The following is a 24,668-nucleotide window of genomic DNA, read 5'->3' as shown; positions in this document are numbered from 1 at the left end:
AAGAGCACAGCAGCAGTCGCAGTCGAGGTCTACGACTGGAACGACGTGCCCAGCGCCTGCCAGTCCAGGACCGGTTCCGCCAGGTCCCTGATCGACGCGAGCAGGCCCAGCCTGTTCCGGCGTACCGCCTCGTCCTCCGCCATCACCAACACCTCGTCGAAGAACGTGTTCACCGGTGCCGTCAGCGCCTCGGCGGCGGCAACAAATCCGGCGAACCCACCGGCCCCTTCCGCCAGCCGCGCGCGGACCGCGGAGACCGCCTCGCCGAGCGCCCGTTCCGCGGGTTCCGCGAACAGCCCCGCCTCGTACCCGGCTTCCGCATCCGACGGCACAATCCGCCGCACCCGCTGGAGCACCGCCACCAGTTCGCCGAAGGCCGGGTCCTCCGACAGCCCCGTGAGCTCCCGCAGCGTCTCGTCCGCCCGCGCGGGCGCGTCGGCGAGCGGGAGGACCGCGTTCACGAAGCGGTGGTCGTGGCCCGCGTCCAGCAGCTGCTGTTCATAGCGCCGCACCGCGAACTCCGCCGCCGCGTCCACCGATTCGGCCGGCAGGTCGACGCCGCGCGAGGCGAGCTGCGTACGCGCCAGGGACAGCGCGCCCGACAGCGGTACGGCCCGCAGCTGCGGGAACGCGCGCAGCACGCTGACCGCTCCCAGTGCCGCGCGCCGCAGGCCGTACGGGTCCGAGCTGCCCGTCGGCGTCGCGCCGATGCCGAACAGGCCCGCCATCAGGTCGACCCGGTCCGCGAGTGAGAGCAGTGCGCCCGGCAGCGAGGCGGGCAGGGCGTCACCGGCCGAGCGGGGCAGTTCCATCTCGAACAGCGCCTGCGCCGTTTCCGGGGACTCCCCCGCCCGCAGCGCGTATTCGCGGGCCATGACTCCCGCCAGGCTGGACAGCTCCGTCACCACCTGCGACCCGAGGTCGAACTTGGCCAGCGCGGCGGCCCGTTCGAGGACCTCGCGTCCGCCGGCCTCCAGGCCGATCTCGTCGGCGAGCAGCTTGGACAGGCCCTGGATGCGGTCCGCCCGGTCGGCCATCGAACCGAGCCGGTCCGCGAACGTGAGCTTCGCGATGCCGGACTTCATTTCCGCCGGCGGTGTCTTGAGGTCGGCGCGCCAGAAGAAGGCGGCGTCCTCGTAGCGGGCGCGCAGCACCGCCTCGTTGCCCGTGCGGACGAGATCGGTGTCGATCTCGCCGTTGGCGACGGCCACGACGTGCGGCAGCAGCGAGCCGCGGGCGTCGCGGACCGGCAGATACCGCTGGTGCTTGCGCATCACGGTGGTGAGGATCTCGTCGGGCAGTTCGAGATAGGTCTCGGCGAAGGAGACGAGGATCGCGTTCGGCCGTTCCACAAGGTTGGTGATCTCGTCGAGGAGGCCGGACTCGGCGGCGAGGTCCACCGATCCGCCGACTGACGCGGCCAGTTCGCTCGCCTGTCCCACGATGCGCGAACGGCGGACTTCCGCGTCGGCGTCGATTCCGTGCGAGGCCAGCAGCTCCGCGTAGCCGTCCGCCGCGGCCACCTCGATCTCCGGGGTTTCGGCGGTGCGGTGGACGCGGGTTGTCGTGCCGGACTTCAGTGCGGACGCGACGACCGGTACGGGGACCGTGCCGAGGAGCGCGAGCAGCCAGCGGATCGGGCGGCTGAAGGACAGCCTGGTGTCGTTCCACCGCATGTTCTTCTCGCTGCGCAGTTCGGTCACGACGTCGCCGAGCAGGCCGCTCAGCACCTCGACCGCGCCGCGTCCGGCGTCCGTCTGCGTCACCGCGACGTACTCGACGCCCTTCTCCGTGGTGCGACCCAGCGTGCCGGGGGCGACGCCCTGTCCGCGCGCGAAGCCTTCGGCGGCGCGGGTCGGCCCGCCGCCGGCGTCGTACGCGGCACTGACGCGCGGCCCGCGGACGGTCCGATGAGCGTCCGGCTCCCGCGGTGCGACGGCGGCGACGGTGACCACGATCCGCCGCGGCGTGCCCTGCACGGCGACGTCGCCGAACTCCAGCCTGGTGGCGGCCAGTCTCTCGGTCACCACCGTACGGACCGCCTCCGTCACACGGGTCACCTCGGCCGGCGGCAGCTCCTCCGTGCCGATCTCGAAGAGCAGCGTCGCGGGCTCGTCGGTCTCGGCGAAGGATGTCGGGGCGACGGCCGCGGCAGGGACGTCAGCCGTGCCGAGCGGATGCCCGAGTTCTTCGCGCCGCTCGGTCCACAGCGCGGCGACGGTGCGCGCGAGACCCCGCATCCTCGCGAAGGCGCGGGCCCGCTCCGTCGTGCTGATCGCCCCGCGCGCGTCCAGCACATTGAAGGTGTGCGAGCACTTCAGCACAAAGCTGTGCGCGGGCACCGGCAGCCGCGCCTCCAGCATCCGCTCGGCCTCGGTGGCGTACTCCTCGAACAGCCGCTTGTTCAGCTCGACATCGGCGTCGTCGAGGTAGTACCGGCTCATCTCGTACTCGGCCTGACCGAAGGCCTCGCCGTACGAGATCCCCGGCGAGTAGAGGATCTTCTTGAAGTGGTCGACGCCCTGGAGCGCCATCATGATCCGCTCGATGCCGTAGGTGATCTCCACGGAGACCGGGTCGAGGGACTGGCCGCCGGCCTGCTGGAAGTAGGTGAACTGAGTGATCTCCAGCCCGTCGAGCCACACCTCCCAGCCCAGGCCCCACGCGCCGAGCGCGGGCGATGCCCAGTTGTCCTCGACGAACCGCACATCGTGCTTGCGCACGGCGATCCCGAGGGCTTCGAGGCTGCCGAGATACAGCTCCTGCGGATTGCCGGGGTCGGGCTTGAGGATCACCTGGAACTGGGTGTGTGTCTGCAGCCGGTTCGGGTTCTCGCCGTAGCGTGCGTCGTCGGGCCGCACGCTCGGTTCGACATACGCGACCCGCCACGGCTCGGGACCCAGCACGCGCAGCACGGTCGCAGGGTTGAGTGTTCCGGCGCCGACCTCGGTGTTGAACGGCTGCACGACGGTGCACCCGCGGTCGGTCCAGTACCTGGTCAGCGCGAGCAACGCGTCCTGCATGGTCAGCACGGCAACAACCTCACGGAGGATCAGTGGCATCGGACGGCACGATTCTCCACAAGCTCGACGAGCTCCACGACGAATTGAGGCGCGGCGGTCAGGGCGTGAGCGGCCGGACCGACAGTGGTGCGCCGATCACCTGGTGGCCTCCGCTCGCCACCATCCGTACCTCTCCGCGGTCGCTGATCTCCGCGCGTACGATGCCGGTCTCGTCCTCGTAGATCGGATACCCGCCCGCTCCCGACCTGTCGGTGCGCCGGACGATCACCGCGTCGTCCTCCACGGCGGACGCCTGAAAAATCAGCTCGTAGCTCTCCGGGTACTCCATGGCGGCCACCTCCTGCCCTCCATGGTCGCTCACCCGCGCCTGAGGCGCCTCACGACAGCCGGCGTCCCGGTCAGCGGAAGATCGCCATGGCGTCCACTTCGAGAACCGCGTCCTGCGCGTTCCAGTCCTGGACCTTTCCCAGGCAGCGGGCCGAGAACGTGCCCCGCGGGACTTCGTTGCGCAGCCATTCCGTCGGGCAGCTGACCCGGACGCGGGGGCCCGGGGCGTCGAGGGTGTCCGGGTTGCCGTAGGGCGCGAGGAAGACGGTGATGTCGTCCGCCGCGCTGATCTTCCGGAACCTGCCCCTGATCAGCACGAAGTCCTCGATGTCACGCAGCCGCACATGCTGTCGCGCGGACCCGGGGCGCTGGAGCGCGGCCAGCGCGCGGGTCATCGCCGCGTTCCGCCGGATGCTCTCGGTGAGGAGGTCGACATGGACAGTGACGTCCTTCTCCTCCAGTTCCTTCATGATCCCGCCGATCACCGATATCGGCTCGGTCTCCTCCAGGTACTCGCTGACGATCTCGCTGTTGTCGTTCTTGCCTCCGCCCGCGCTCACCCCGAATCCCGAGGCGTGGACATTGGCGGTCTTGCCGCCTGCGGTCGTCTGCTTCACGTTCTTGCGCAGCGAGCCCACGTCGCCGCGGCTCAGGTAGTAGTCGATGACCTGCTTGTCGTTGAGGTAGAAGCAGATCCGGTACGTGAGGCCCCCGTCGGGAGCCTTTCTGCCGCGGGCGACCCGGGAGACGGCCAGCACCAGCACTGTGACCACACAGACCGCGGTCAGCAGCCACAGGAGCATCCACGGCCACCAGACGGCCCACCACGCCTCACTGAACACACCCACGGATCTCCTTGAAAGCGCTGAGGAGCGACTGGGCCGTGGCGTCGGTCATGCGTCCGCCGGTGGCCCGTGCCGCTCGGTCGAGTTCGGCGGTGTCGGCCTCGCCGTAGCGAACCGTGTAGGTGCGCACCGCGCGGGCCGTCCGCGGCTGTGCCTCGTACCGCAGGATGAAGGTGTCGAGGTTCATTCCCGCGTTGTTCTCGCCGTCCGTCATGAGCACGATCGACAGCGCCCGGCCGGGCTGCGCCGTCGCGAGAGCCGACACCCGCCGGTAGGCGTGGTCGAGCGTGGACCAGACGGCCGTGCTGGTGTCGAAGTCGTCGGAGGCGACAAATCCGCGGAGCCGGTCCAGATCCGCCTGCCGTTCGTACGTCACGCTCCGCTCGTCCAGCACGCGGCCGCCGAAGCGCATGACGGTCAGCGTCTCGCCGCGGTAGAACCGGACGAACTTGCCCGAGCGCGAGTCGTCGGCGCCGCTGAGCCCGTCGAAGGTGGCCCGCAGCTGCTTGATGCGCTCGCCGCGCATCGATCCCGAGAAGTCGAGCAGAAAAACGACCTGCGCGGCCTTGTCCCGCTTCGGGTCGCCGTAGTCGGCGAGCAGCCGGTCGACGACCTTCTGATCGTCCGGGAAGTACAAGGCGTTGCCGACGGGTTCACGCAGCCGCGGCACCCGGGGCACGGCCGGGTCGATCGGCCGGCGCAGCGTCTGCTCCATGATCTTCTTCTGGACCGGTTCGCTCTTCAGCCAGTCCACGAGCTTGTCGTACGCGGCCCGCTTCGCGGTGTCGAGCAGCAGCAGCGGATAGTCGGACAGCACCATGCCGTCCTTCGGATAGACGATCTCCAGCGGCTCGCGCAGCTTTCCGCGGCTGTTGAGCGCGAGCAGTTGGGACTCGTAGGTGATGAGCGCGTCGAGGCCGTTCTGGTTGCGTACGAATCCGTCGGCGAGGCGTCCGGAGGAGTCCTCGGTGAGTTCGTGTCCGCTGAAGAAGCCGCGCAGCCGGTCGCAGGAGACATCGCCCGGGCGCAGTACGCCGCCGGTGCCCGCGGCCGCGGTCGCCACTCCGACGAGGGCCGCGAGCCCGCTGTTGCTGTGGCGTGGGTCGGCCATGCCGAATTTCAGGGATCCGTCCGCCGCCGCGTCGGCCACGTCCGCCCAGGAGATCTGCCGGTCGGGCGTCCGGCCGCGCAGCCGCTTCGCGGTGGCGGGCTTCATGCCGATGACGACGGGCGACCGCATGATGCTGGTGGTCAGCGGCCGCTCGACGGACTTCCCGGCCTTCCCGGCCTGCTTCAGCTTGAGCTGGAAATAGCGGTCGGAGGAGAGCCAGGCGAGATCGTGCCGGTACTTTCCGGGAGCGAGCGCGTTGCTGGCGTCAACCGTGCCGCGGTAGTCCATCTCCAGCTTGATGCCGCTGTCCTTGCGGAACTCGTCGAGCAGCGGCTCCATGTCGGCGAGCTCCGAACTGGCCAGCACGCGCAGGGTGGTGGGCTCGTTGTCGCCGGTGGAACAGGCCGCGGCGGTGGAGAGCAGGACGAGGACCAGGCAGAGTACGACAAGGTTCCGAGCCCGGCGGGCGGGCCTCATCCGGACCCTCCGGCCGACAGGTCGGCGGGCGGGCACTCGCCGACGATGGAGATCATCCGCTCCAGATAGCGGAGTTTGGGCATCGAGGTGTGCGTGTCGGCCTTCTGTATCGACGGGACCGGGATCTCGCGCTGCTGAAGGAACTCGGTGAGCCGGTCGCCCTCCACCTGGCCGGTCGGGTCGAGAATGCGGAAGCCCAGCTCCAGAGCGCGCTGACGCAACTCCGGGTCCATCGTGATCAGTTCGCCGAGCTTGTCGCTCTCCTTGTTGAGCGCGATGAACTGCGGCTGGGTGACGAACTGACTGTCCGGGTAGAGAAGCACCCGATCGGAATCCAGCTTCTGCTTCTCGGCCTTGTACTGCGCCTGGTAGGTGAAGAACTGATGCTCGTACGCCACCACGACCGGCGCGATTCCCTTGCCCTCCGGCGAGAGGTACGTCCGGAACACGTCGGAGGCGGGCATGCCCTGCTCCAGGAGCGGCTTGACTGCCCGGGCCCGCTCGTCCGCGGCCTTGTCGTTGCTGGGCACATCGTCGCCGTTGCCGCGCCAGGTGAAGGCGACCAGCGCGAGATAGGTGCCGGCCGAGTTGGAGTCGCAGACGTCGGGGCTCTGGACGAGGATCCTGTTGGTGTTGGTGATGCCGTGCTGCCGGACCCCGATGTCGGACCACCGGCGCTTGTTGTTGATCTCGTCCAGGAACTTCTTGGTGTTCAGGGTGTAGTAGAGCGGCTTGTCCCCGGAGCCGGTCTGCCTGGCGGCGAGACCCGCGGCCTCCAAGGTCTCGGCGTACGCGCGATAGGTGGGCAGCACGATGGGGCTGACGAACGGCCGGTGCACCTTGTTGTACTGGCCGGCAGCTGCGCGCTCGTCGGTAATGAGGTCACCCGCGGGCTGACCGGACGGAAAGACGAAGTCGTACTTGGAGATGTCCCTGATGGCCACCTCGCGCGAGCCCGTACCGGTGATGTGGATCTTGTAGTGGTGCTTGAGCAGCAGCCGCTGGACTTCCTTGTCCTCGAAGAACTCCCGCTTCGACGCCATCTTGCCTTCGAGGGTGACGATCCGCTGAAACGGCAGCAGGATGTTGCCCGAGACGGAGAGCAGAGCGATGCCGATCAGTGCGAGGGCAAGCGCGGGCAGTGAGACGAGCAGGAAGCCGCGCTCAGCCCACAAGGACGTCGACCGCACGGGCAGCCGAGGCTCCTCGACGACAGTTCTCTCCCCCATGACCACGGACGCCTCCCCCGCGTTCCCCCGCCTCAGCCGATGACAGCATTCCCCAATCCGGGACCATTACGTGCAGACTTCAGCGAATCCAAGGTGAACAAAGCCGGTGGAGGGTACGGGAGTTGAGGTTCCAGACACGCAGGGCGCGGGGGCCGTCGGCGCCGAGGCGGACGCGCTGCTCGCGCAGGCGAACGCCGCCGTCGCGGACGGCGAGCTCGTCTTGGCGATCGACCGGCTCGGCCAGGCTGCCCTGTTGCAACCGGGACGGATCTCGCCGCGGCGGCCCGTTGCGTGGTGCATCCGCGGGAATCTGCTCGCCGACCTCGGCCGGTTCGAGGACGCGGTCGTCAGCTACCGCCGCAGCCTTGAGATCGAGCCCGACGAGGCCCTTACCTTGTCAAACCTGGCGAACCAACTCGACAAGTTGGACCGTCTCGAGGAGGCCGACGCGACCTACGAGCAGGCAGCCGCATCGCTCCATCGCGAGCCCCGCAGGACGTCGTCGCGGCGGTGTACATGGGCTGGGGCGTCAATCTGCGGATGCAGAGACGGCACGCCGAAGCGCTGGAGCGAACCGACCGCGCGCTGGAGGTCGAGCCCGACAACGCCCTCGGGTGGGTGAACCCGGCGCGCGTACTGCATCTGCTGGGCCGCCATGATGAAGCCGTCGCGGACCTCGACCACGCGCTGGAACTGGCGCCCGGCGATGCATACGCCGTCGAGATCCACGACTGGATGGCATCGGCTTTGTGAGCCGGCAGGTCGACTCAGGCGATGGCGTGAACCAGCTGGTTCGTGAGCTCGTAGCGGGCTCCGACGATCGCCAGATCGCCGCTCGCGACCTTGGCGGCGAGGTCGGGCTCGGCGGACAGCTTGCGGGTGATCAGGCCTACGTTGCGGTTGATCGTGGAGTCCACGCGTGCGTCGCCGTGCTGGCTGTGGTCTATGGCGGGCTTGATCTGATCGGCCAAGTACTGGATGTGGCGCGGTAGTTGCTCACCCGTCTCGTCCGCGTGGACCGCCGCCGCGACCGCGCCGCAGGACTGGTGGCCGAGCACGAGTATCAGCGGTATCTCCAGCTCCAGCACGCCGTATGCGACGGAGCCGAGAACCGCCTCGTCCAGCACCTCGCCCGCGGACCGCACGGTCAGCAGATCGCCGAGCCCCTGGTCGAAGACGAGCTCCGGCGGTACGCGCGAGTCCACGCACCCGAGCACGACGGCGAACGGGTGCTGCCCGGAGACCAGCGCCTCGCGCACGGTCCGCGACTCGTTCGGGTGCTGCTGACGGAAGCTGCGCCAGCGGCGGTTGCCGGCGGACAGCTCATTGAGCGCGTCGGCGGGGGTGGCGGGACGGGGGCGGGTAGGCGCGGTCGTCGCGGCGGCGGGTATCGCGCCGAACGCGAGCCCGCCGGTGACTACGGCACCGCCGACCGCGGCCGCTTTGAGCAGCGTGCGGCGGCCTGTGTTGTGCGGTGGGGGATTGTGTTGTGTTGAATTCACGGGGCGAATGTATGCGGCACATTCGGCCCGGCGTTCCCATTGGGTGATCGTTTACTGATCGTTGGCCGGAAAGGGAGGTTGGGTGACGAACGCGAGCCAGGCGGCGGGGGCGACGGCGAGCTGGGGGCCGGCGGGGACCTTGGAGTCGCGGATGTGGATGGTGGTGGGGCAGGTGGCGACTTCGACGCAGTCGTCCCCCGAGCCGCTGCTGTAGCTGCTCTTGAACCAGGCCAGTTCGGTGCTGCTCATAGCGCTCCTCGCAGTTGCTCCAACAGGCCCGTGGAGTCCTCGGGAGTGAGGGCCTGTGAGCGCAGTTTTGCATACCGCATGTGAAGCGTGCTGATCACTTTCGGGTCGGAGACGAACTCGCCGCTCTCTTGCCCCTCGCAGTAGCCGAACCACCGGTTATCCGGGGTCTCCAGCAGCCGGATCGGCCCAGCCATTCCGGCGTGGACCCCCCGCTCCAGCGGCACGATCTGAAGCTCGATATTCCGTGGCGACGCGCTCTCCAGTACGTGACCGATGAGCTCTCGCGCGGTCTCCGTGCCGCCGGTCCGCCGAAGAAAGACATGCTCCTCGATGATGAAGCTGAACGCGGTGTTCGGCCGTTCCCGGAGAAGTCGTTGTCGTTCCAGACGGGCGGCCACCTGCGCTTCGAGCTGCTCATCGGCGAGCGGCGGCACCTGGGCCACGAACAGCGTCCGTGCGTACGCCTCCGTCTGCAACAGACCCGGCACCAGCCGTGATTCGTACGTGTGCAGGCTCAGCGCCTCCTGCTCCAACCTGGCCCAGCGGCGGAACCACGCCGCCAAGCCCGGCTGGCGCGACAAGTGCCGAGCCGCCTTGCGTAACGCCCCTGTATTGCCCAGCGCCTGCTCCGCGCGCTCCACAAAGTCCGAGTCCGGCATCCTGCGCCCGAGCTCGATCGACACCACCGTGTGTTTCGAGAAGCCGACCCGCGGCGCAAACTCGTCCCGACTAAGGCCCGCGTACTCACGCAACGCCTGCACCACCGCCCCGAACGTCTTCATGCTGTCCGACGCATCTGGCTCGTCGCTGCCCCCGCCGTGCCCCTCGTGCTCCCAGCCCATCCGCGGCCTCCCGGTGCGTGGATCTCCCCGCGCTCATCTCACCCAGGGTTACGGCACCTTCGTCGTACTGTCCACTCTGTATGCGTGTACGCTCGCGCGGCGTACACGCTCCGGACCTGGCCACAGGCCTCGCGAGCCCGCCACCGTGGTGGCCATGTCCACGGAGACCGAATCCCTTACGCCCCAACTCCCTGCTACCGTACGTGTGTTCCGGCAGCGCTTCTCCGCGACCCGCCACGCCGCCCGGCTGGCGCGGCTGCTCACGCTTCAGCAGCTGGATGCTTGGGGCGTGCCGTACGGCAGCGAGCCGTCCGACACAGCCGCGTCGATCGTCGCCGAGCTCGCCTCGAACGCCGTCCTCCACGGCCGGGTGCCAGGCCGGGACTTCGAACTCGCTCTGACGCTCCGTATGCCCGAGGAGCAGCTCCGCATCGAAGTCTCCGACACCCGCGCCGACCTCCTGCCGCGCCCGCCCGGCTCACCGGCGGCCTCGGACGCCGAGTCCGGGCGCGGGCTACTGCTCGTCGAGGCACTGGCCACGAGCTGGGGCGTCGAGGACGGCCCGCCGCCGCGCAAGACGGCCTGGGCCGAGCTGCTCCTCAACAACGGCCATACACGGCCCGCATCATGAGCGTCCCCAGCCAGTCAAAACACCCACCCGTCATCAACACACCCGGGCACGTCTACGCAACACGATCAACCTGAGAAGGACCGGACCGCAGCCCGACAGAATGCCCTGGGCACCAGACCCACACGCAATCCCAACGGTCGGTCATGGACGCCTACCTGCGGCCATGGCAGCGCGCGGTGGCGCACGAAGGTACATGTATGTTTCCCCGCGTTGGCGGTCGGCTCATGGCGAGAGTCGGCAGCGCCCAAAGCCGGCCAGCTAGCACTATGAGGGGAACCATCAGATGAATCGTGTGGTCGCCTCGCCCAGGTCAACCGGCCGTGTGCCCGCATACAACTCCGTCACCGATGCGCGGACCCGCGAGGGCACCTTCAGGGCCAAAATCTCGGTATCCGTCTACTGCTGGAAGGTTGGTGCCTGGGAGAAGGGCACCAACCACTGGTTCTTCGTCCGCGGGAAGGGGTTCTTCGCCGCACTCCAGCCCCAGCGGGGGACTCCGTCGCCGGCTACCTCTCGGCAGCCAAGATCGCCAACCAGACCAACGTCCGCCCCTGCTGAGAAGGGTCATAGAGGAGCGGCGCCGGGGCTGACCCTAGAGACGACGCGGGCGCGAGTCGGCGCGCGCCCGCGTCGTCTCCAGGGTCAGCCGCCGTCCCGCCCTCGCCGGAGGAGGCTGTTCAATGGACCGGCGGGCATAGGTGGCGAATGGACATGCAGGTCGGGATGACGGCGCGCAATTCATGCCCGATCCAGGCTTGACCTCACAACATTCGCCCCCTCGGGCAGGATGAAGAAAAACCCAGCCCCGGAGGCACGATGTGCGGAGTTCTGAATTCCTTCGAGTCATGACCCCAATGACCATGTGGTCAGTTTCAGGCACCGTGCAGAAGCGGCTTGGCCAATCAGAGCCGCTTCTTTCGCCCAGCTCTGGATTTTCCTCAAGGATCGATCTGTGCCCGAATGGGTCCGATTCCCAGTCCGGTTCCTTACCGACTTTCTGACCGATTCACAATCCGGAAAAAGGCGTGAGCAGTCCCCGGAGATCTCCGGAGCGAGGCGTGCCGTTCACACGAAGGCCCTGTTTCTCCCGGGCGTGACCGAATCCGCGTAATCAGCGACCGTTCCCGAATCAGCCCGCCGCGGAACTGAACATCAGCTGCATACTCATTCGTGAGGGGCGTTCATCGCCTGCCTAGGGGTCAGGCGATGATGACCCATCGTTCCCTCGGAGTCGGCTCGGCGACCCGGCTCCCCGCCCCTGTCGTGCCCACCCCCGGGGTGCGGCAGGGGCGTCCCGTCCGCTCCTCGCTGCCACGTGCGCACCCCTGGCAGCGACGACCTCACGGGCTAGGCACCAGCCTTGGGAAGGATCACCTCGAAGCGGCAGCCGTCGGCCACATTGCGTACGCTGGCACGGCCCGCATGCGCCTCGACGATGCCCTGCACGATCGCCAGTCCGAGGCCCGCGCCGCCCGGGGGCGTGCGTGCCTCGCCGCCGCGCCAGCCGGTGTCGAAGACCCGGGGCAGATCCTGCTCGCGGATGCCGCCGCAGCCGTCGGTCACGGAGACGACCACCGTGCCGTCCACCCCGGATTCCGCCGCGATCGCGACCGTGCCATCGGCCGGTGTCCGCTGGAGCGCGTTGGTGAGCAGGTTGCGCAGAACGCGTGTCATCTCCTTGCCATCGACCTCGATCGGCACCGGCACCACCTGGTCTCCGACGAGCCGGACTCCGAGCTTCTGTGCGAGCGCGTCGACACTGGCCAGCGCGTCGTCCACGAGGTCGTAGGTCGAGATGCGGGTCCGCGTCAGCGAAAGGGCTCCCGCATGGATACGAGACAGTTCGAACAGCTCACCGACCATGGTGTTCAGCCGCTCCGCCTCCGTCCGGATCTGGCGGAAGTACCGCTCGGGGTCGGCGGCCACACCGTCCTCGAGTGCCTCAGCCATCGCCTGCACGCCGGCCAGCGGAGTTCGCAGATCGTGTGAGATCCATGCGACGAGTTCCCGCCGCGATGCCTCCAACGCCTTCTCACGCTCACGTGACTCGTTCAGCTTGGCGCTGGTGGAGGCCAGTTCCCTGCTCAGCGCGGCCAGTTCTGCGGTCCCTGCCTTGCTCGGCGCGGCGAACGAACCGGCTTCGCCAAAGGAACGGGCCGCCAGTGTCAGAGCCTCGCTCCGGCTGACCACCCATCGACCCAGTACAAGTGCCACCGCGAAGGAGACAACAGCCGCCATCGCGACGACCGTCGTGACCACAGTTACGTCGTGTTCCGACAGGAACATCGCCCAGGCGACGATGAGCGTCCCGAAGAGCATCGCGGCCACGGATACCGCTGCGACGATCGCAAGCGAGACCGCCGTCGACCGGTGCCGTACCGCGCGGAGGAGCGCTGCCCCGAGCACACCAGCCGCCGCCGCGCCGCCGAGGGCGTACAGCGCAATCTGGATGACCTCCGGCAATGTGGTCAGCCCTTCTCTTCGGAGGAGACAAAGCGGTAACCCACACCCCAGACGGTCTGGATGAGCCTGGGGCTCGCCGGGTCCTCCTCGATCTTGATGCGAAGCCGTCGCGCGTGGACGGTCACGGTCGACAGGTCACCGAACTCCCAGCCCCACACCTCTTGCAGCAGCCGCTCCCGGCTGATGGCATGCCCGGGATTGCGCATGAGGTACACGAGCAGATCGAACTCCCTCAGAGTGAGGGCGAGTTCGTCCCCACCCTTGACGGCGCGTCGAGCGGCCGGGTCGACCACCAGGTCCGCGGCTCTCAGGAGGGCACCGGTTTGGCGCTCGACCGCGACAGCAGCACGGCGGCGCAGCACGGACTCCACTCTCAGGACGAGTTCGCGCGGGCTGAAGGGCTTGGTCACGTAGTCGTCAGCGCCGACTTCCAGGCCGAGCACGCGGTCTTCCTCCTCGGCTCGCGCCGTGAGCATGATGACGGAGGGCGCCGGTGAGCTCTGACGAATCGCGTGGCACACATCGATGCCGTCCATTCCTGGAAGCATCAGGTCCAGGACGACGAGATCGGGCCGACCGTTCGCGGCGCACGCGATGGCCTCGGGTCCGTCGGCGGCGTTGTCGACGAGGAATCCGGCATTCTTCAGATAGCCGGTGACGACTTCGGTGACCGTGGGGTCGTCGTCGACGACAAGGACCCGACGAGGTGGTTCAGGCTGCATGGGGTCAGCCTCGCACGCGGTTCTGGCGACGTCACGCCCGTGTGCCGAGGCCGCTCGGGGCGTGACCCAGATGCGCCAGAAACCCGCCACGGGCTGATCTTGGAGTGATGAGCACCCCGCCCCGCCAGCCATTCGGCCCAGCGTCGTTGGTGGTGATGTTGAGTTTCGTCTGGGGCGGGGTGGGTTGTGACCTCGATGAGGCCCACCGGGAGCGGTTGCTGGCCCTGCTCTCGGAGAAGGACGAGTCCGGCACCACGAAGTACAACAAGCTGAAGCAGTCGGCCAAGGCCCCAACGTGGTCGCACTTGCGCGCCCAGGCCGAACGCCTTGGGTGGGTGGACGAGCTCGGTGAGACCGGGTGTGGCTGGACGGCGTCGCCTCAGGGAAGATCACGGACTACGCCGCGGAGGCGGACGTTGCGGATGGTGAAAAGGGGTTCCGGGCGCCAAACCGGCACCTCGTGCACTACCGCAACCTCAGGACCCGAAGACTGCGAGCCGTAGACCCATGAGGCTCAGAACGGTTCCGAGGACCCGGTTCAGAATCGGCTTCGCGCGGCCATAGCGACGCTGAGCCGATTCATTGGAGAAGAAGAGAGCGAGACTGACATGCCAGACCACCGAGGAGACGAAGATCTCCACAAGAACGGCAATACGCAGGCCGAGTGACTCCCCGGAAGGAATGACTGCCGTCATTACCGTGCCGAAGAATATGAACGCTTTCGGATTGGTGAGGATATTGAACAGTCCACGTCCATACGCTCGGCGTACATCAAGCGATGGGACGGCTCCCCCGCGCTTGAGTGATTCCCCGGCATTCCTCCACAACTGAACGCCGATATACGCGAGATAGAGTCCGCAGATCACGTGGAGGGCACTGCTCAAGATGGGGATCCCTAGCAGCGCCTGGCTTATCCCGAAGAGTGAGAATGCGGCGAGAATCAGCCCTCCGCTAGCTATTCCCAGGGCTACGCAGACACCGTTCTTCCGCGTGCTTGTGGCTGAAGTGTCCACGACGACAACGAAGTTCGGCCCAGGGATTACGGCAGCCGAGAGGTACACGACAAGGGCGGCACCGAGAGTGGCTTCCGGCGACATTCAGACGGCCCTCTCTGCCTGTGCGCAGAGCAGCGTGCCTGAAAGAGCAAGGGCGGCTTGCCGCCGACTCCCGTGGATCACTTCAGCGTCCCGGAGGTGCCCAGGTCCGCATCGGCACGCGCCGCGATCCGTGCGGCAAGCATCCTTGTCCAGTCGGCGAAGAAGGTGTCGGCAGCGGCGTCCCACGGCGAGCGCGGCCCGAGCGTTCCAATCTCACCGTCCAGCTGCCCGAAGACCGCCTCGGCCTCAGCCGGCCGGGCGTGCTGCGGCGGCCGGGAGCGCAATCGCCGCTCCGACTCGGCGTGGAAGTAGTTCTCCGGAACTTCGACGAGGGCGTCCGCATCCTGAAGGTGCCGCCTCACATCCCGACGGTATTCCCGCAGCAGCATGTCCGCGGGGTATTCGCAGTGGCCCTGGAGGAAGACGCGGTCCAGTCCGTCCGGGCTGGTGGCCAGGTGCCAGTCGTCTCCGGGACCGCCGAGAACGACCCGGAGCCCTGCCCGTTCGAGGCCAGTGGCGGGTACCGCGTTCCACCGCGAGTGCGGGACCGGGGCCCGGGCCGGCAGCGCCAGGCCCAGCGGGTGTCCAGGAGCCGTATTCTGATGCTCGAACACCCCGTGGCGCTTGCGGGGCAGGCGGACTCGGCGGATTCCGTGCAGCAAGCTCAGGGCTATGTGGGCGGACTGACACGAGAACATGACAGGGACGTCGTCACCGGCGGCGCCAATGATCTCTTCCACCACGGGGACGGCGGGCTCCTGCCCGACATCGAGGCGCTTCGGGTGGCTGCCCGTGACAATGAGACCGTCCAACGCAGGCAGGGCCGACCAGTCGACACCGCACGTTTGCCATGGCGACGACAACGCGACTCCATAGATCGAGAGCTCCACGGGCACTCCGGTGCGCCTGGACGCCAGAATGACGCGGTCTGCGAACATGCGCCGCCCCACACTGTGCGGGCCCGGCGAGACCAGATCGGCGATGCCTATACGCAAGCGCACACCTGCCGCATTGGAGGCCCGATGCGTCTCCCCCGGGACGTTCGGACACATCCGGGTATCCTCACTTTCCGCGCCAATGCAGCTCATCACAGCCGTCTCAGGTTCGGACACGAAGCAGCCTGTCTACCCACCCCGTGAAGCACAGGGTTCTTGAGGGTGTGGGCCACGGTGCGGCGTGGAGATCTCCGCGCCGCGGCAGAGACCCGTTCGTCATGCCTCGTGGCTCACTCCTCCGCTTCATGCCGGGTTGCGCCAGAAGTAGATCCTCTGCCGCTCTGGCGACTCCGTCGACGAACGCCGATGGAACCGTGTGGCCATGCCAGGCAGGCGGCTCATGATCTCGGGAACGTCCACGGCTCTACGCTACGTAGGGAACCTCATGCTGTGGCCCCTCGAGGGCGTCCAGGAACGGGGCGTCCAGAGCGCGGAGGGGCTTGGTGTCGCGGCACACGACGTACTCGGGCCGCGGCTCGTCCGCCCAGCAGGGCAGGTTGGTGATGTCGTTGTACGTCATGATGGCCAGCCGGCGCGGGAACGGCGACATGTTGGGGGCCGAGCCGTGCACGATCTCCGGCGAGAAGAGCACGATGGATCCGGCCCGGCCCTTGGGGCTGGTCATGCCGCGCTCGGAGACGAGCCCGGTCAGCTGATCCTCGGTGAGGGCGATGTCGTCCGGGTCGATGTGCTGGGCGGACTTCGCGGCGGTCTTCCGGCTCTTGCTGATGAGGCCGGACCGGTGCGAGCCCGGGAGGAAGATGACCGGACCGTTGAACTCGTCGACGTCGTCGAGGAATACGGCGACGTTGACCTGGCGCGGGGCGGGCAGGTTGTCGGCGATCTGCCAGGCCGCGTAGTCCTGGTGCCAGGACCACTTCTCGCCGCCGAAGGCCGGCTTGGCGTTGATCTTGAACTGGTAGATGTACACGTCATCGGTGAGCAACTGCTGCACCGGGACGAGCAGCCGCGGGTCGCGGATCAGGCCGGCGTACTCGGGCTGACGCAGGTGGGAGGCGTACACGGCGCGCACCTCGGCCCGGCCCTCCTCGGAGACCCGCTGCGGGCCGGGGACCTGGCAGTCACGATCGAAGGCCTCGCGCAGACGGGCGACCGCGTCGTCGCCGAGTGCCGACTCGAGTAGGAGGAATCCGTTCTCCTGATAGAGGCTTGTCTGTTCCTGGGTGAGGCGCATGCGATATCTCTGTTTCGACTAAGCGAGTGGGAGTAGACGAGAGTGGTCCCCGGCTGGCGGCGACTCTTTCAGGGAGGAGCGTGCACTGAGAGTCTTGCGAAGTCCTTGTTCCTACTCGGACGCCGCCGATGACGGCCGCAGCGTGGGTGATTGCGCACTTCCCCGACATCAGCGCCGCCCGGATCAAGCATGGGCTCGCCTGCCGCCAGTTCGTCGTGACGGGCGACGAGAGCGGCTTTGACGCGTACTTCGATGCCGCAGATTTCGGCCCCGACCACGAGTTCGACGCCGGAACGGTCTCCGTCGCACGTCGTCGGGTCGAACGGATGCGGATGCTGGAGTGGGAACTCCCGGGCGACACCGACCCAGACGCCGAGTGACTTCGGCCCCGGTGTCGGGTCATCAACGTCCCTGCGCCGTCCGGGCCGACGCCTCGCCCTGTCGGCAGTCGAACAAATGATGACAGGCGGCCGACGTGTCCAATGAACCCCTGGAATCCGGGGGTTCACGGCGGCTCGAATCCAATCAGATCCGATGGTGATTGCTGACAGGGTTTGACGACAGATAGGGGCCGATCCTCCGTACGGAAGGGGCCCTCGGTGGCGAACCTGGTTTACCAGCGCGTCTCGACCGACCAGCAGTCGACCGCCCGGCAGAACCTCGTCCTGGACGAGGCCGTCATCGAGGACCCGATCCCGTTCGAGGAGGAGTCAGGCACCTCCAGCCGCCTCCTCTCCCTTCAGCGCCCGAAGTTCCGCGCACTCCTCAACTACGCCCGGCCGGGCGACACCGTGCGCATCTCCGAGATGTTCCGACTCGTACACGGCACCGGACACATCCTCGACGTGCTCGACGTCCTTCACCGCGACCGCCTCGCTCTGCGCATCCACGCCGGCGCATTCTCCGCGATGAACCTCACCGCCCGCCACCCGCGTACCGGCGAGCTGCTGTCCCGTGCCGAGCGGTACGCAGCCCTGTGTTTCTATGAACCCCGGGCCCGGCATGGAAGCTCGTCCCGCAGCGCGGCGTCGTCAGGACCGTCCCGCGGACCTCCGGTCCGCAACGAAGGACCGCAGCCGTCGCATCACGAGCAGCGCGGCGGTGAGCACGGCCACCGCACCGATGGCGATGAGCAGGTTCCGCCCGTAGTCCAGTGGAAGCACCGAGCTGTTGGCCTTTGCGCCGGGGCGCAGTAGCAGGGGCAGTGCGATCACGGTCAGCGAGCCGGCGACGATGAGCGCCGCGCGCAGTGTGCCGCGCGCCGGCATGAATGCCAGCAGCAGACCGACGGCCAGTACGAGCGGGGCGATGATCCCGTCGTGCAGCACGACAGCCCCTGCCAGCCAGATCGCCACGTCCGCGTACTGGCCACCGTCGTAGAGCAGCCATGCGCCGTAGCCGAGCGAGGCGGCGCCCAACGCGCCGACGAGAATCCGCATCACAGTACCTCCAGCCGGTGGACCCACTTGGTCTGCAGCACACCCGGCCGGTTCGGCGCGATGATGCGTGCGGGAAAGCCGTGATCGGGCGAGAGGACCTCGCGGTTGAGACGGAGTGCGAGCAGAGTGAGCTCATCGCGGGCGTAGGTGTGTGCGAGCTCCGTGATGCGGTAGCTGCCGCGGTTCTCCATGGAGACGACGCGCAGCATCGCCTCCGGCGGTGCTCCGGCGCGGTCCAGGAGATCGCGGATGCGTACTCCTCGCCAGTGCGCCGACTTGCTCCAGCCCTCCACACAGGCAATCGGCAGGACGGACTCGTACTGCCGCATCGCGCGCAGGTCGTCGAGCGTCAGCTCGTACGGCCGGGGACCGGTCACCGTCAGCCGCCAGTCCTGTACGGAGACGTTGGTGACGCCCGCGACGGCAGCTGTGCGGTTGACGGGCAGGCCCTGCGTGCCGTGATCGGGATGGCGGGGGGCGAGGAGATCGAAGCGCCCCAGAGGGGTGAAGGACTGACCGACCGTGGTGAGCGTGACCGCGCCCACGGCAGCGGTCACCCCTTGCAGAAAGGAACGCCGGTCCGGGCCGTCCGCGTCCGGCAGGGCGAGTGTGCCGGGCGATGTCTTGCGCCAGTGAGCTTGGATCTCGGGTGCCTTGACGGCGATGTGCAGGGCCAGCGCGCCGACGAACACCCAGGCCACGGCGTAGTGGACGGGAACGAACGAGAACGGCCACGGATACCACTGCACGGTGTTGAGCAGCCCGGCGAAGAGCTCGAAGACGGCGGCGGCGACCAGCACTGCCACGGACAGTCGCTCCAGTGCATGCCGTACCGAGCGCAGCGGGGGCCACTCGAAGAGCCGCGGGTAGACGGTCCACAACTTCGCGAACAGCAGCGGGATCGCCGCGATGCCGGTGGTCACGTGCAGGCCCTGGGTGAGCCGGTAGCCCCAGGACGGGCGGCTCGGCAGGTCGTTGGCCAGCCATCCCGGAGGATGCTGCAGATAGTGGCTGATCACGCCGGTCACGAAGCACACGAGGACGCAGACCCCCAGCAGGCGTCCAATTGACGTGGCCGTCCGGGCGTCGTGCAGACGACCGGAGAAGGCCGGTGGTTTCAGGCGCAGTTTCATGCAGCCCATGACACCCGTTCGCGGGCCGTCGTGGGGCTTTGATCGTCTTACGAATTGCTGACGCCGCAGACGCCCCGGCCTGCACGCGACGCTCTGATGCCACGCTGAGCGGGGAGCCCAGCGTTGTACTTCCGTTGCGCTCGTTGCACGGTCCGCTGCGGTACTCCCCCGACCCTTCCCAAGCGACCCGAGGAATCCCCATGGCCACAATGGACGGCAACGAGAATCCGCCCCGCTTCGACGACCTGCGCGCGCTGTTCGTCAACTGCACGCTCAAGCGCTCGCCGGAGACCAGTCACACCGAGGGCCTCATCGACAAGAGCCGTGCCGTGATGGAGAAGAACGGTGTGACCACCGAGTTGATCCGCGCCGTCGATCACGACATCGCCCTCGGCGTATGGCCCGACATGACCGAACACGGCTGGGAGACCGACGCCTGGCCGGCGCTGTACGAGCAGGTGATGACGGCCGACATTCTCGTGCTGTGCGGACCCATCTGGCTCGGTGACAACAGCTCCGTGATGAAGCAGGTGATCGAGCGTCTCTACGCCTGCTCGGGCATCCTCAACGAGCAGGGCCAGTACGCCTATTACGGCCGGGTGGGGGGTGCTCTCATTACCGGGAACGAGGACGGTGTGAAGCACTGTGCCATGAACATCCTCTACAGCCTGCAGCATCTCGGGTACACCATCCCGCCGCAGGCCGACGCCGGGTGGATCGGTGAGGCGGGTCCGGGGCCGTCGTACCTGGATCCTGACTCCCACGCCCAGGAAAACGACTTCACCAACCGCAACACCGCCTTCATGACCTGGAACCTGATGCACATGGCCGCGATGCTCAAGCGTGCAGGGGGCATCCCGGCGTACGGCAACCAGCGCTCCGGCTGGGACGCGGGACTCCGCTTCGACTTCCCCAACCCCGAGTACCGCTGAATGCGCGCCGGGCAGGCGTGATGGCACTCCTGCCCGGCAGCGCGGACCCCGCACGGAGACCACGGTCCCTCGGCGGGCGCCGGAGCCGCTCCGCGGCGCCCGACGGGGTCAGCGGACGAGTAGCGGGATGATCAACGCGACGAGTGTGGTGAATCCCCAGAGAGCCGGCGCGGATCCCAGAGCCTGTTCACGCCGGGCGGCCACACGGTCCGCCTCCACCTGGCTGCGGATGGCCCACCACGGGTTCGTACGGGTCTCGAGCCAGTAGTGGACAACACCGAGCGCCGCCCCGTACGCCAAGTGCCCGACCAGGGACGGAAATGCTTCGGCCATCGCCGCGGCATCCCAGCGCGGATCGCGGCCGGTGAGCAGTGGCAGGAGCGTCAGGGCTCCCAGCACCCACCAGAAGAACCCGTAGGAAATGCCCCAGCCGATGCCGGAGACCGCGTCGAAACTGCGCCCGCGGAAAAGTGCGGCGTACATGATGCCGATCAGCTGCGCGATGAGCAGGTGCGTGATCAGCCCCGTCGTGGGCGACGTCGATCCCGCGAGCCGGGCCACATCGGGCAGCGCGTCCACGGAGATCATGACGCCGGTGAAGACCAGACCGCCGACGACTCCGGCCGCGGCACCGTAGCAGGCCGCCCGGAAACCCCTGCCGCCCGACGCCATACGCGGGAACATCCGGATGTCGTCGACGAAGATGCTCCGTGACAGAGTGTCCAGCCAGCTGAAGACCAGGGCGGTACCGGCTCCGATGAGGAGGTACGGCGGCAGCTGTTCCGCCGCGGAAACCGCGTCCTGATAGGACCAGCCGAGGCGCCGGCCCTCGAACAGCGCGGGCACGGTCAGGGCGGCGAGGACCCACCACAGGAAGCCATACGCGGTCCCGCGGACCAGAGCGGGACCCGTCCCCTCCTGAGCGGTGAACAACAGTGGGTAGCAGGCGCCCCCGAGCAGCGCGACCGGTACCAGTTGTGTGAGCGGCGAGGCTCCGCCCATCGGGCCGACGACGGCGTACAGCAAGGCGACGGATACGGTGCCGGCCGCGAGACCACGCACCACCGGACCGATCCGGGATCGGGGAGGCGGAGCGGCGTCCGGCCGCAGCACCACGAACACGACGGCCGTGACGGCCCCGTAGAACAGGTGGCCGAACAGGCTGGGCAGCAGCGACTGGGCTTGGGCCAGGCCCCATGCCACCGGTTCACCGGCGAGTACCGGACGCAGGGTCTGCGCTCCCAGGAACCACCAGAACCCGCCGTAGAGCAGCCCCCAGAACAGGCTCTCGCCGACGCGTGCCTGCTGGCGCGCGACCAGAACTCCGAAGCCCGCGCCGATGACGGCAGCGATCAGCATGTGAAGGGTCAGCCCCACCGCGGCGGAATCGCTGCGGACGATGGAGGCGACGCTCGGCAGCGTGCCGACCGAGCTCATCGCGGCGCCGAAGACGAGTCCGCCGGCCAGACCCGCGATCGCGCCCGGCGCCGCGCCGCACCGCAGCAGCGTCATGCCTTCCACGAGGACTCCTCCTTTGTGTTCTCCCCAACGGGGCTCTTCAGTACGGGCGGTGGGGTGGTGACCACGATGTCGCGCGGAAACACCAGGTCGGTCAGCCAGTCGAAGAGGACCCTGACGCGCTTTTCGAAGCCGGGAAGCTTCGACAGGTAGATGGCGCGCCACATGAGCCAGGCAGCGACGCCGGAGAAGCGGAGGCCGCGGATCTCAGCAGCTGCCGTGCGATGCCCGAGCACCACGAGGAGGCCGAGCGTGCGGAAGCGGAACGGGGCCGGGGCACGTCCTGCGAGTACGGAGGCGATGTTGTCCGCGACCGCCTTGCCTTCGCGCAGCGCGTGCTGGGCCGTGGGCGGGAAAGCGGACCCGGGGCGATCTGGGTCTGGGATGCGGGCGCAGTCGCCCACCGCCCATACGTTGTGCAGCCCTTGCACCCGGAACGCCGCGTCGGTGATCAGCGCACCGTTGCGGGCATGTTCGCCGCCCAGGCCCGCCACCAGAGGGCCCGGCCGGTTGCCGGCCGTCCACACGAACGTCCGCGTCGCGATGAACTCACCGTTGGTGAGCTTCACTCCGTACTGCTTGGCCGCGGCGACCCGCGCTCCGAGGCGGAACTCGATGCCGCGGGCCCGCAGCCGCGTCAGGGCGTAGTCGCCGAGTTCCGGGGAGAGTTCGCCGAGGATCCGCGGGTTGGAGTCCACGAGGATGAACCGGAAGTGCCCGGGCGGGATGTTCGGATACAGGTGCGCCACGCCGTGCACCAGGTCGAAGAGTTCGGCGACCGTCTCCGTGCCGGCGAAGCCGCCTCCCGCGACGACGAACGTCAGCAGACCCGCCCGGCCGCCCGCTTGATCGTCCGTGTAGTCCTGGTCAGCCGATTCGAGCAGGCCGATGACGTGGTCGCGCAGTTGTATCGCATCGTCGAGGCTCTTGAGCGTCCAGGCGTTCTCCTCGACACCGGGCAGTCCGAAGGCGTGCGGGACGGAGCCGGTGGCGAGGACGAGGTGGTCGTACGGGATCTGCCGCGACATGGCGGGTCCGGTGGCGATGCGCACGACCTGGGCGTTCGTGTCGATCGCCTCCACGGTGCCGTGGCGAAAGCGGGTGCGGGGTGCGGCGGACCTGATGGGGGCGCTGATGTGCGCGGGTTCGAGCGCGCCGGAGGCGACCTCCGCCAGCATCGGCGTGAACAACAGGTAGTTGGACGCGCTGATCAGCGTGACCTCGGCCTGCTGCCCCCGGAGGGAAAGATGTTCGAACCGCCGGGCCGTCTCGACACCGGCGAAGCCTCCGCCCACGATGACGACTTGTGGCTTCCGGCAGGGAACCGGGGCGGGAACACTGCTGCGGCGCCTACGGGCGCGTAGCGCCAGCAGACCGTGCAGCACCAAGCCGGTCAGGCCCCCGTGGAGGAGCTCGCCGACGAACTCGGCATAGGCACGCTCGGCAGCTTCCGCGGACCAGGTGGGAACGTTGCCCTCCACCAGGGGCGTCACGGTCAGGGACCACACCATCCAGCCCAGGAGCCCTATCAGAACGCCGCCGCTCGCCGCCATCGCGACCGCTCCTCGGCGATAGCCCACGACGACACCGATCAGCGCTCCCACGGCTGCGGTGTAGATGGCGTACGGAATCCAGGACGGCAAGTCGACGACGGCAGCCATGGCGAGGGGATCCTGATACGTCATGAGCGCGCCGACGGGCACGCCGCTCACCAGACCGGCCAGTGCGCCCAGCATCGCGTGCAGGCTGAGCGGAGGCCGTGGATCCGGCCGCAATGCCTCATCCGGGGCGTTGGGTGTGGTCATGACGCCACCGCCTGCGTGGCATCGTCCGGACAGGGCCAGCGGGCAGGTGGTGTTGATGGCGTCACAGGTACTCCACATCGACTGAGGGACGTCGCCGGGGAAGGAAGGGCACCGTGCGCGATCTGGGCAGCTTGTGCACCGCCCGGCCGCACAAGGGCAGTTGCCGATCAGGCTAGATGCGGGCGTGACCTCACGGGCGCCACAGGGGCCGGCGTCAGAAAGCGGTAAGACTTCGCGGCCCGTTTCGCAACTGCCCTGGTACTGCCCGGGGCTTCGCCGGCGGCCCCCGCGCCTTGATCGCCTGCGCCAATACCGAGAACTGGCGTTGACGTCGGCCGGCATGACCAACCAACCGACTCGGTAACCCGAGACCGAGCCGCTTCTCAGCAGCGGGCGTGCGCCGTGATGTCCGCGCCGAACTGGTCGATCATCTCGGGCGTCACGGTCGGCCTGCACTGCTCGATCGCCGTCAGGTAGTCCTTGGTGCTTGCGCCGGGCTCCCCCGAACCGTTCCCAACGGTCTCCAGGTCACGCTCGAACGCGGCCTGGGCCGCGATGCGGGCGGCGTGCTCGATGTCGGCGGGAGTGAACAGCTCGCTGGAGGCGGCCAGCACGGGCACATCCACATCGGGCCGGCCGTCTGTGTAGCGGGACCAGATCGCCGCGCGGGCGGCCGTGTCGGGCGTGCCGATCGGGATGAGGTAGTCGAACCGGCCCGGCCGAAGAAAGGCCGGGTCGAGCGACCGTATCGAATTGGTGGCGCAGACCAGCAGCCGCTCGTCCCGCTCGCGGAACCCCGGTATCAGCTTGAGCAGTTCATTGGTCACGCCGTGCATGCCGCCGGGCTGCGCAGGCTCGGTTCGTACGGGGGCGATCTCCTCGACCTCGTCGATGAAGACGAGTACGCGCTCCAGCTCGGCGATCCGGGCGAAGGCGCTGCGCAGGGCGGCGGCGAGGTTACCCTCGTCGGCCAGGCGGGACGGCAGCAGCTCGACGAACGGCCAGCCGAGCTTGGACGCGATGCCGCGCGCGAAGGTCGTCTTGCCGGTGCCGGGCGTTATCAACGGGTCCTGAGCCCCTCTCTTCTGTGTCCGCGATGAGCGTCACCATGAGCGTTCTGTGTCGTTGATGCA

At 68.2% G+C, this 24,668-nt stretch carries 22 protein-coding genes and 2 pseudogenes; 6 read left to right on the top strand and 18 right to left on the bottom strand.

The window, feature by feature from the left end:
• Positions 1-29: 29 nt before the first annotated feature.
• From ACH4YL_RS23570 to ACH4YL_RS23550, 5 genes are all read right to left on the bottom strand, one after another.
• On the bottom strand, positions 30-3,023 hold the full coding sequence (locus ACH4YL_RS23570) for a glycine--tRNA ligase (RefSeq protein WP_398509618.1): 2,994 nt from the start codon (positions 3,021-3,023) through the stop codon (positions 30-32).
• Positions 3,024-3,120: 97 nt separating this feature from the next.
• A complete protein-coding gene (locus tag ACH4YL_RS23565) occupies positions 3,121-3,351 on the bottom strand; it encodes a DUF6296 family protein (RefSeq protein WP_398509617.1) in 231 nt (76 codons plus the stop codon).
• A gap of 70 nt (positions 3,352-3,421) precedes the next feature.
• Complete coding sequence (locus ACH4YL_RS23560) at positions 3,422-4,198, bottom strand: hypothetical protein (RefSeq protein WP_398509392.1); 777 nt, start codon at positions 4,196-4,198, stop codon at positions 3,422-3,424.
• Positions 4,182-5,783: a substrate-binding domain-containing protein gene (locus tag ACH4YL_RS23555; protein ID WP_398509391.1), complete on the bottom strand. Its 1,602-nt coding sequence runs from the start codon at positions 5,781-5,783 to the stop codon at positions 4,182-4,184. The genes ACH4YL_RS23560 and ACH4YL_RS23555 overlap by 17 nt, the downstream gene beginning before the upstream one ends.
• On the bottom strand, positions 5,780-7,012 hold the full coding sequence (locus ACH4YL_RS23550) for a hypothetical protein (protein WP_398509390.1): 1,233 nt from the start codon (positions 7,010-7,012) through the stop codon (positions 5,780-5,782). The genes ACH4YL_RS23555 and ACH4YL_RS23550 overlap by 4 nt, the downstream gene beginning before the upstream one ends.
• A gap of 106 nt (positions 7,013-7,118) precedes the next feature.
• On the opposite strand from ACH4YL_RS23550, the gene ACH4YL_RS23545 reads away from it, so the two are divergent.
• Positions 7,119-7,634 carry a tetratricopeptide repeat protein gene (locus ACH4YL_RS23545; RefSeq protein WP_398509389.1) on the top strand — a complete coding sequence of 172 codons (516 nt, stop codon included), beginning with the start codon at positions 7,119-7,121 and terminating at the stop codon, positions 7,632-7,634.
• Entirely contained in the window at positions 7,529-7,765 is a 237-nt protein-coding gene (locus ACH4YL_RS23540; RefSeq protein ID WP_398509388.1) for a tetratricopeptide repeat protein, read from the top strand. Before ACH4YL_RS23545 ends, ACH4YL_RS23540 begins: the two co-directional genes overlap by 106 nt.
• A 14-nt stretch (positions 7,766-7,779) precedes the next feature.
• Here the strand turns inward: ACH4YL_RS23540 and ACH4YL_RS23535 are convergent, their stop codons facing one another.
• Genes ACH4YL_RS23535 through ACH4YL_RS23525 form a run of 3 tightly spaced genes read right to left on the bottom strand, consistent with a single transcriptional unit; the run spans position 7,780 to position 9,605 of the window.
• On the bottom strand, positions 7,780-8,514 hold the full coding sequence (locus ACH4YL_RS23535) for a carbonic anhydrase (RefSeq protein WP_398509387.1): 735 nt from the start codon (positions 8,512-8,514) through the stop codon (positions 7,780-7,782).
• A 51-nt stretch (positions 8,515-8,565) separates the two neighbouring features.
• On the bottom strand, positions 8,566-8,763 hold the full coding sequence (locus ACH4YL_RS23530; RefSeq protein WP_398509386.1) for a DUF397 domain-containing protein: 198 nt from the start codon (positions 8,761-8,763) through the stop codon (positions 8,566-8,568).
• Positions 8,760-9,605, bottom strand: coding sequence for a Scr1 family TA system antitoxin-like transcriptional regulator (locus ACH4YL_RS23525; RefSeq protein ID WP_398509385.1), 846 nt, complete (start codon positions 9,603-9,605; stop codon positions 8,760-8,762). The genes ACH4YL_RS23530 and ACH4YL_RS23525 overlap by 4 nt, the downstream gene beginning before the upstream one ends.
• A gap of 154 nt (positions 9,606-9,759) precedes the next feature.
• Here ACH4YL_RS23525 and ACH4YL_RS23520 point away from each other — a divergent pair, with 154 nt between their 5' ends.
• Complete coding sequence (locus tag ACH4YL_RS23520; RefSeq protein WP_398509384.1) at positions 9,760-10,236, top strand: ATP-binding protein; 477 nt, start codon at positions 9,760-9,762, stop codon at positions 10,234-10,236.
• Between the two features lie 1,347 nt (positions 10,237-11,583).
• Here ACH4YL_RS23520 and ACH4YL_RS23515 read toward each other — a convergent pair.
• The 5 genes from ACH4YL_RS23515 to ACH4YL_RS23495 form a co-directional block, all read right to left on the bottom strand.
• Positions 11,584-12,699 carry a sensor histidine kinase gene (locus tag ACH4YL_RS23515; RefSeq protein ID WP_398509383.1) on the bottom strand — a complete coding sequence of 372 codons (1,116 nt, stop codon included), beginning with the start codon at positions 12,697-12,699 and terminating at the stop codon, positions 11,584-11,586.
• Between the two features lie 5 nt (positions 12,700-12,704).
• On the bottom strand, positions 12,705-13,421 hold the full coding sequence (locus ACH4YL_RS23510; protein WP_398509382.1) for a response regulator: 717 nt from the start codon (positions 13,419-13,421) through the stop codon (positions 12,705-12,707).
• Positions 13,422-13,897: 476 nt separating this feature from the next.
• Positions 13,898-14,518 (bottom strand): LysE family translocator, encoded by a 621-nt coding sequence (locus ACH4YL_RS23505; protein WP_398509381.1) that lies wholly within the window; start codon positions 14,516-14,518, stop codon positions 13,898-13,900.
• A gap of 77 nt (positions 14,519-14,595) precedes the next feature.
• Positions 14,596-15,456, bottom strand: coding sequence for a homoserine O-succinyltransferase (locus ACH4YL_RS23500; RefSeq protein WP_398509380.1), 861 nt, complete (start codon positions 15,454-15,456; stop codon positions 14,596-14,598).
• Positions 15,457-15,877: 421 nt separating this feature from the next.
• Positions 15,878-16,708 carry a phytanoyl-CoA dioxygenase family protein gene (locus ACH4YL_RS23495; protein ID WP_398509379.1) on the bottom strand — a complete coding sequence of 277 codons (831 nt, stop codon included), beginning with the start codon at positions 16,706-16,708 and terminating at the stop codon, positions 15,878-15,880.
• Between the two features lie 128 nt (positions 16,709-16,836).
• Between ACH4YL_RS23495 and ACH4YL_RS23490 the strand changes: the two genes are divergently transcribed.
• Together ACH4YL_RS23490 and ACH4YL_RS23485 are read left to right on the top strand one after the other, a co-directional pair.
• Positions 16,837-17,088, top strand: coding sequence for a hypothetical protein (locus ACH4YL_RS23490; protein ID WP_398509378.1), 252 nt, complete (start codon positions 16,837-16,839; stop codon positions 17,086-17,088).
• Between the two features lie 219 nt (positions 17,089-17,307).
• Positions 17,308-17,661 (top strand): annotated as a pseudogene (locus ACH4YL_RS23485) (recombinase family protein); the annotation flags it as partial.
• 78 nt (positions 17,662-17,739) lie between these two features.
• On the opposite strand, the gene ACH4YL_RS23480 reads toward ACH4YL_RS23485, so the two are convergent.
• Together ACH4YL_RS23480 and ACH4YL_RS23475 are read right to left on the bottom strand one after the other, a co-directional pair.
• Positions 17,740-18,147, bottom strand: a complete 408-nt coding sequence (locus tag ACH4YL_RS23480; RefSeq protein WP_398509377.1) for a hypothetical protein — start codon at positions 18,145-18,147, stop codon at positions 17,740-17,742.
• The gene (locus tag ACH4YL_RS23475; RefSeq protein WP_398509376.1) at positions 18,147-19,280 is read right to left on the bottom strand and encodes a molybdopterin-dependent oxidoreductase; all 1,134 of its coding nucleotides are present in this window, start codon (positions 19,278-19,280) and stop codon (positions 18,147-18,149) included. Before ACH4YL_RS23475 ends, ACH4YL_RS23480 begins: the two co-directional genes overlap by 1 nt.
• Positions 19,281-19,489: 209 nt before the next feature.
• Between ACH4YL_RS23475 and ACH4YL_RS23470 the strand changes: the two genes are divergently transcribed.
• The gene (locus ACH4YL_RS23470) at positions 19,490-20,212 is read left to right on the top strand and encodes a flavodoxin family protein (protein WP_398509616.1); all 723 of its coding nucleotides are present in this window, start codon (positions 19,490-19,492) and stop codon (positions 20,210-20,212) included.
• A gap of 108 nt (positions 20,213-20,320) precedes the next feature.
• Here ACH4YL_RS23470 and ACH4YL_RS23465 read toward each other — a convergent pair whose 3' ends face one another.
• The 3 genes and pseudogenes from ACH4YL_RS23465 to ACH4YL_RS23455 form a co-directional block, all read right to left on the bottom strand.
• Complete coding sequence (locus tag ACH4YL_RS23465; RefSeq protein WP_398509375.1) at positions 20,321-21,733, bottom strand: hypothetical protein; 1,413 nt, start codon at positions 21,731-21,733, stop codon at positions 20,321-20,323.
• Complete coding sequence (locus ACH4YL_RS23460) at positions 21,721-23,535, bottom strand: NAD(P)/FAD-dependent oxidoreductase (protein ID WP_398509374.1); 1,815 nt, start codon at positions 23,533-23,535, stop codon at positions 21,721-21,723. The genes ACH4YL_RS23465 and ACH4YL_RS23460 overlap by 13 nt, the downstream gene beginning before the upstream one ends.
• Positions 23,536-23,918: 383 nt before the next feature.
• Positions 23,919-24,590: pseudogene (locus ACH4YL_RS23455) on the bottom strand (ATP-binding protein); the annotation flags it as partial.
• Positions 24,591-24,668 lie beyond the last annotated feature (78 nt).

It is taken from the genome of Streptomyces sp. NPDC020681 (assembly GCF_044334895.1).
Classification (GTDB): Bacteria; Actinomycetota; Actinomycetes; order Streptomycetales; family Streptomycetaceae; genus Streptomyces.
This window is presented reverse-complemented; position numbering and strand designations above follow the sequence as displayed.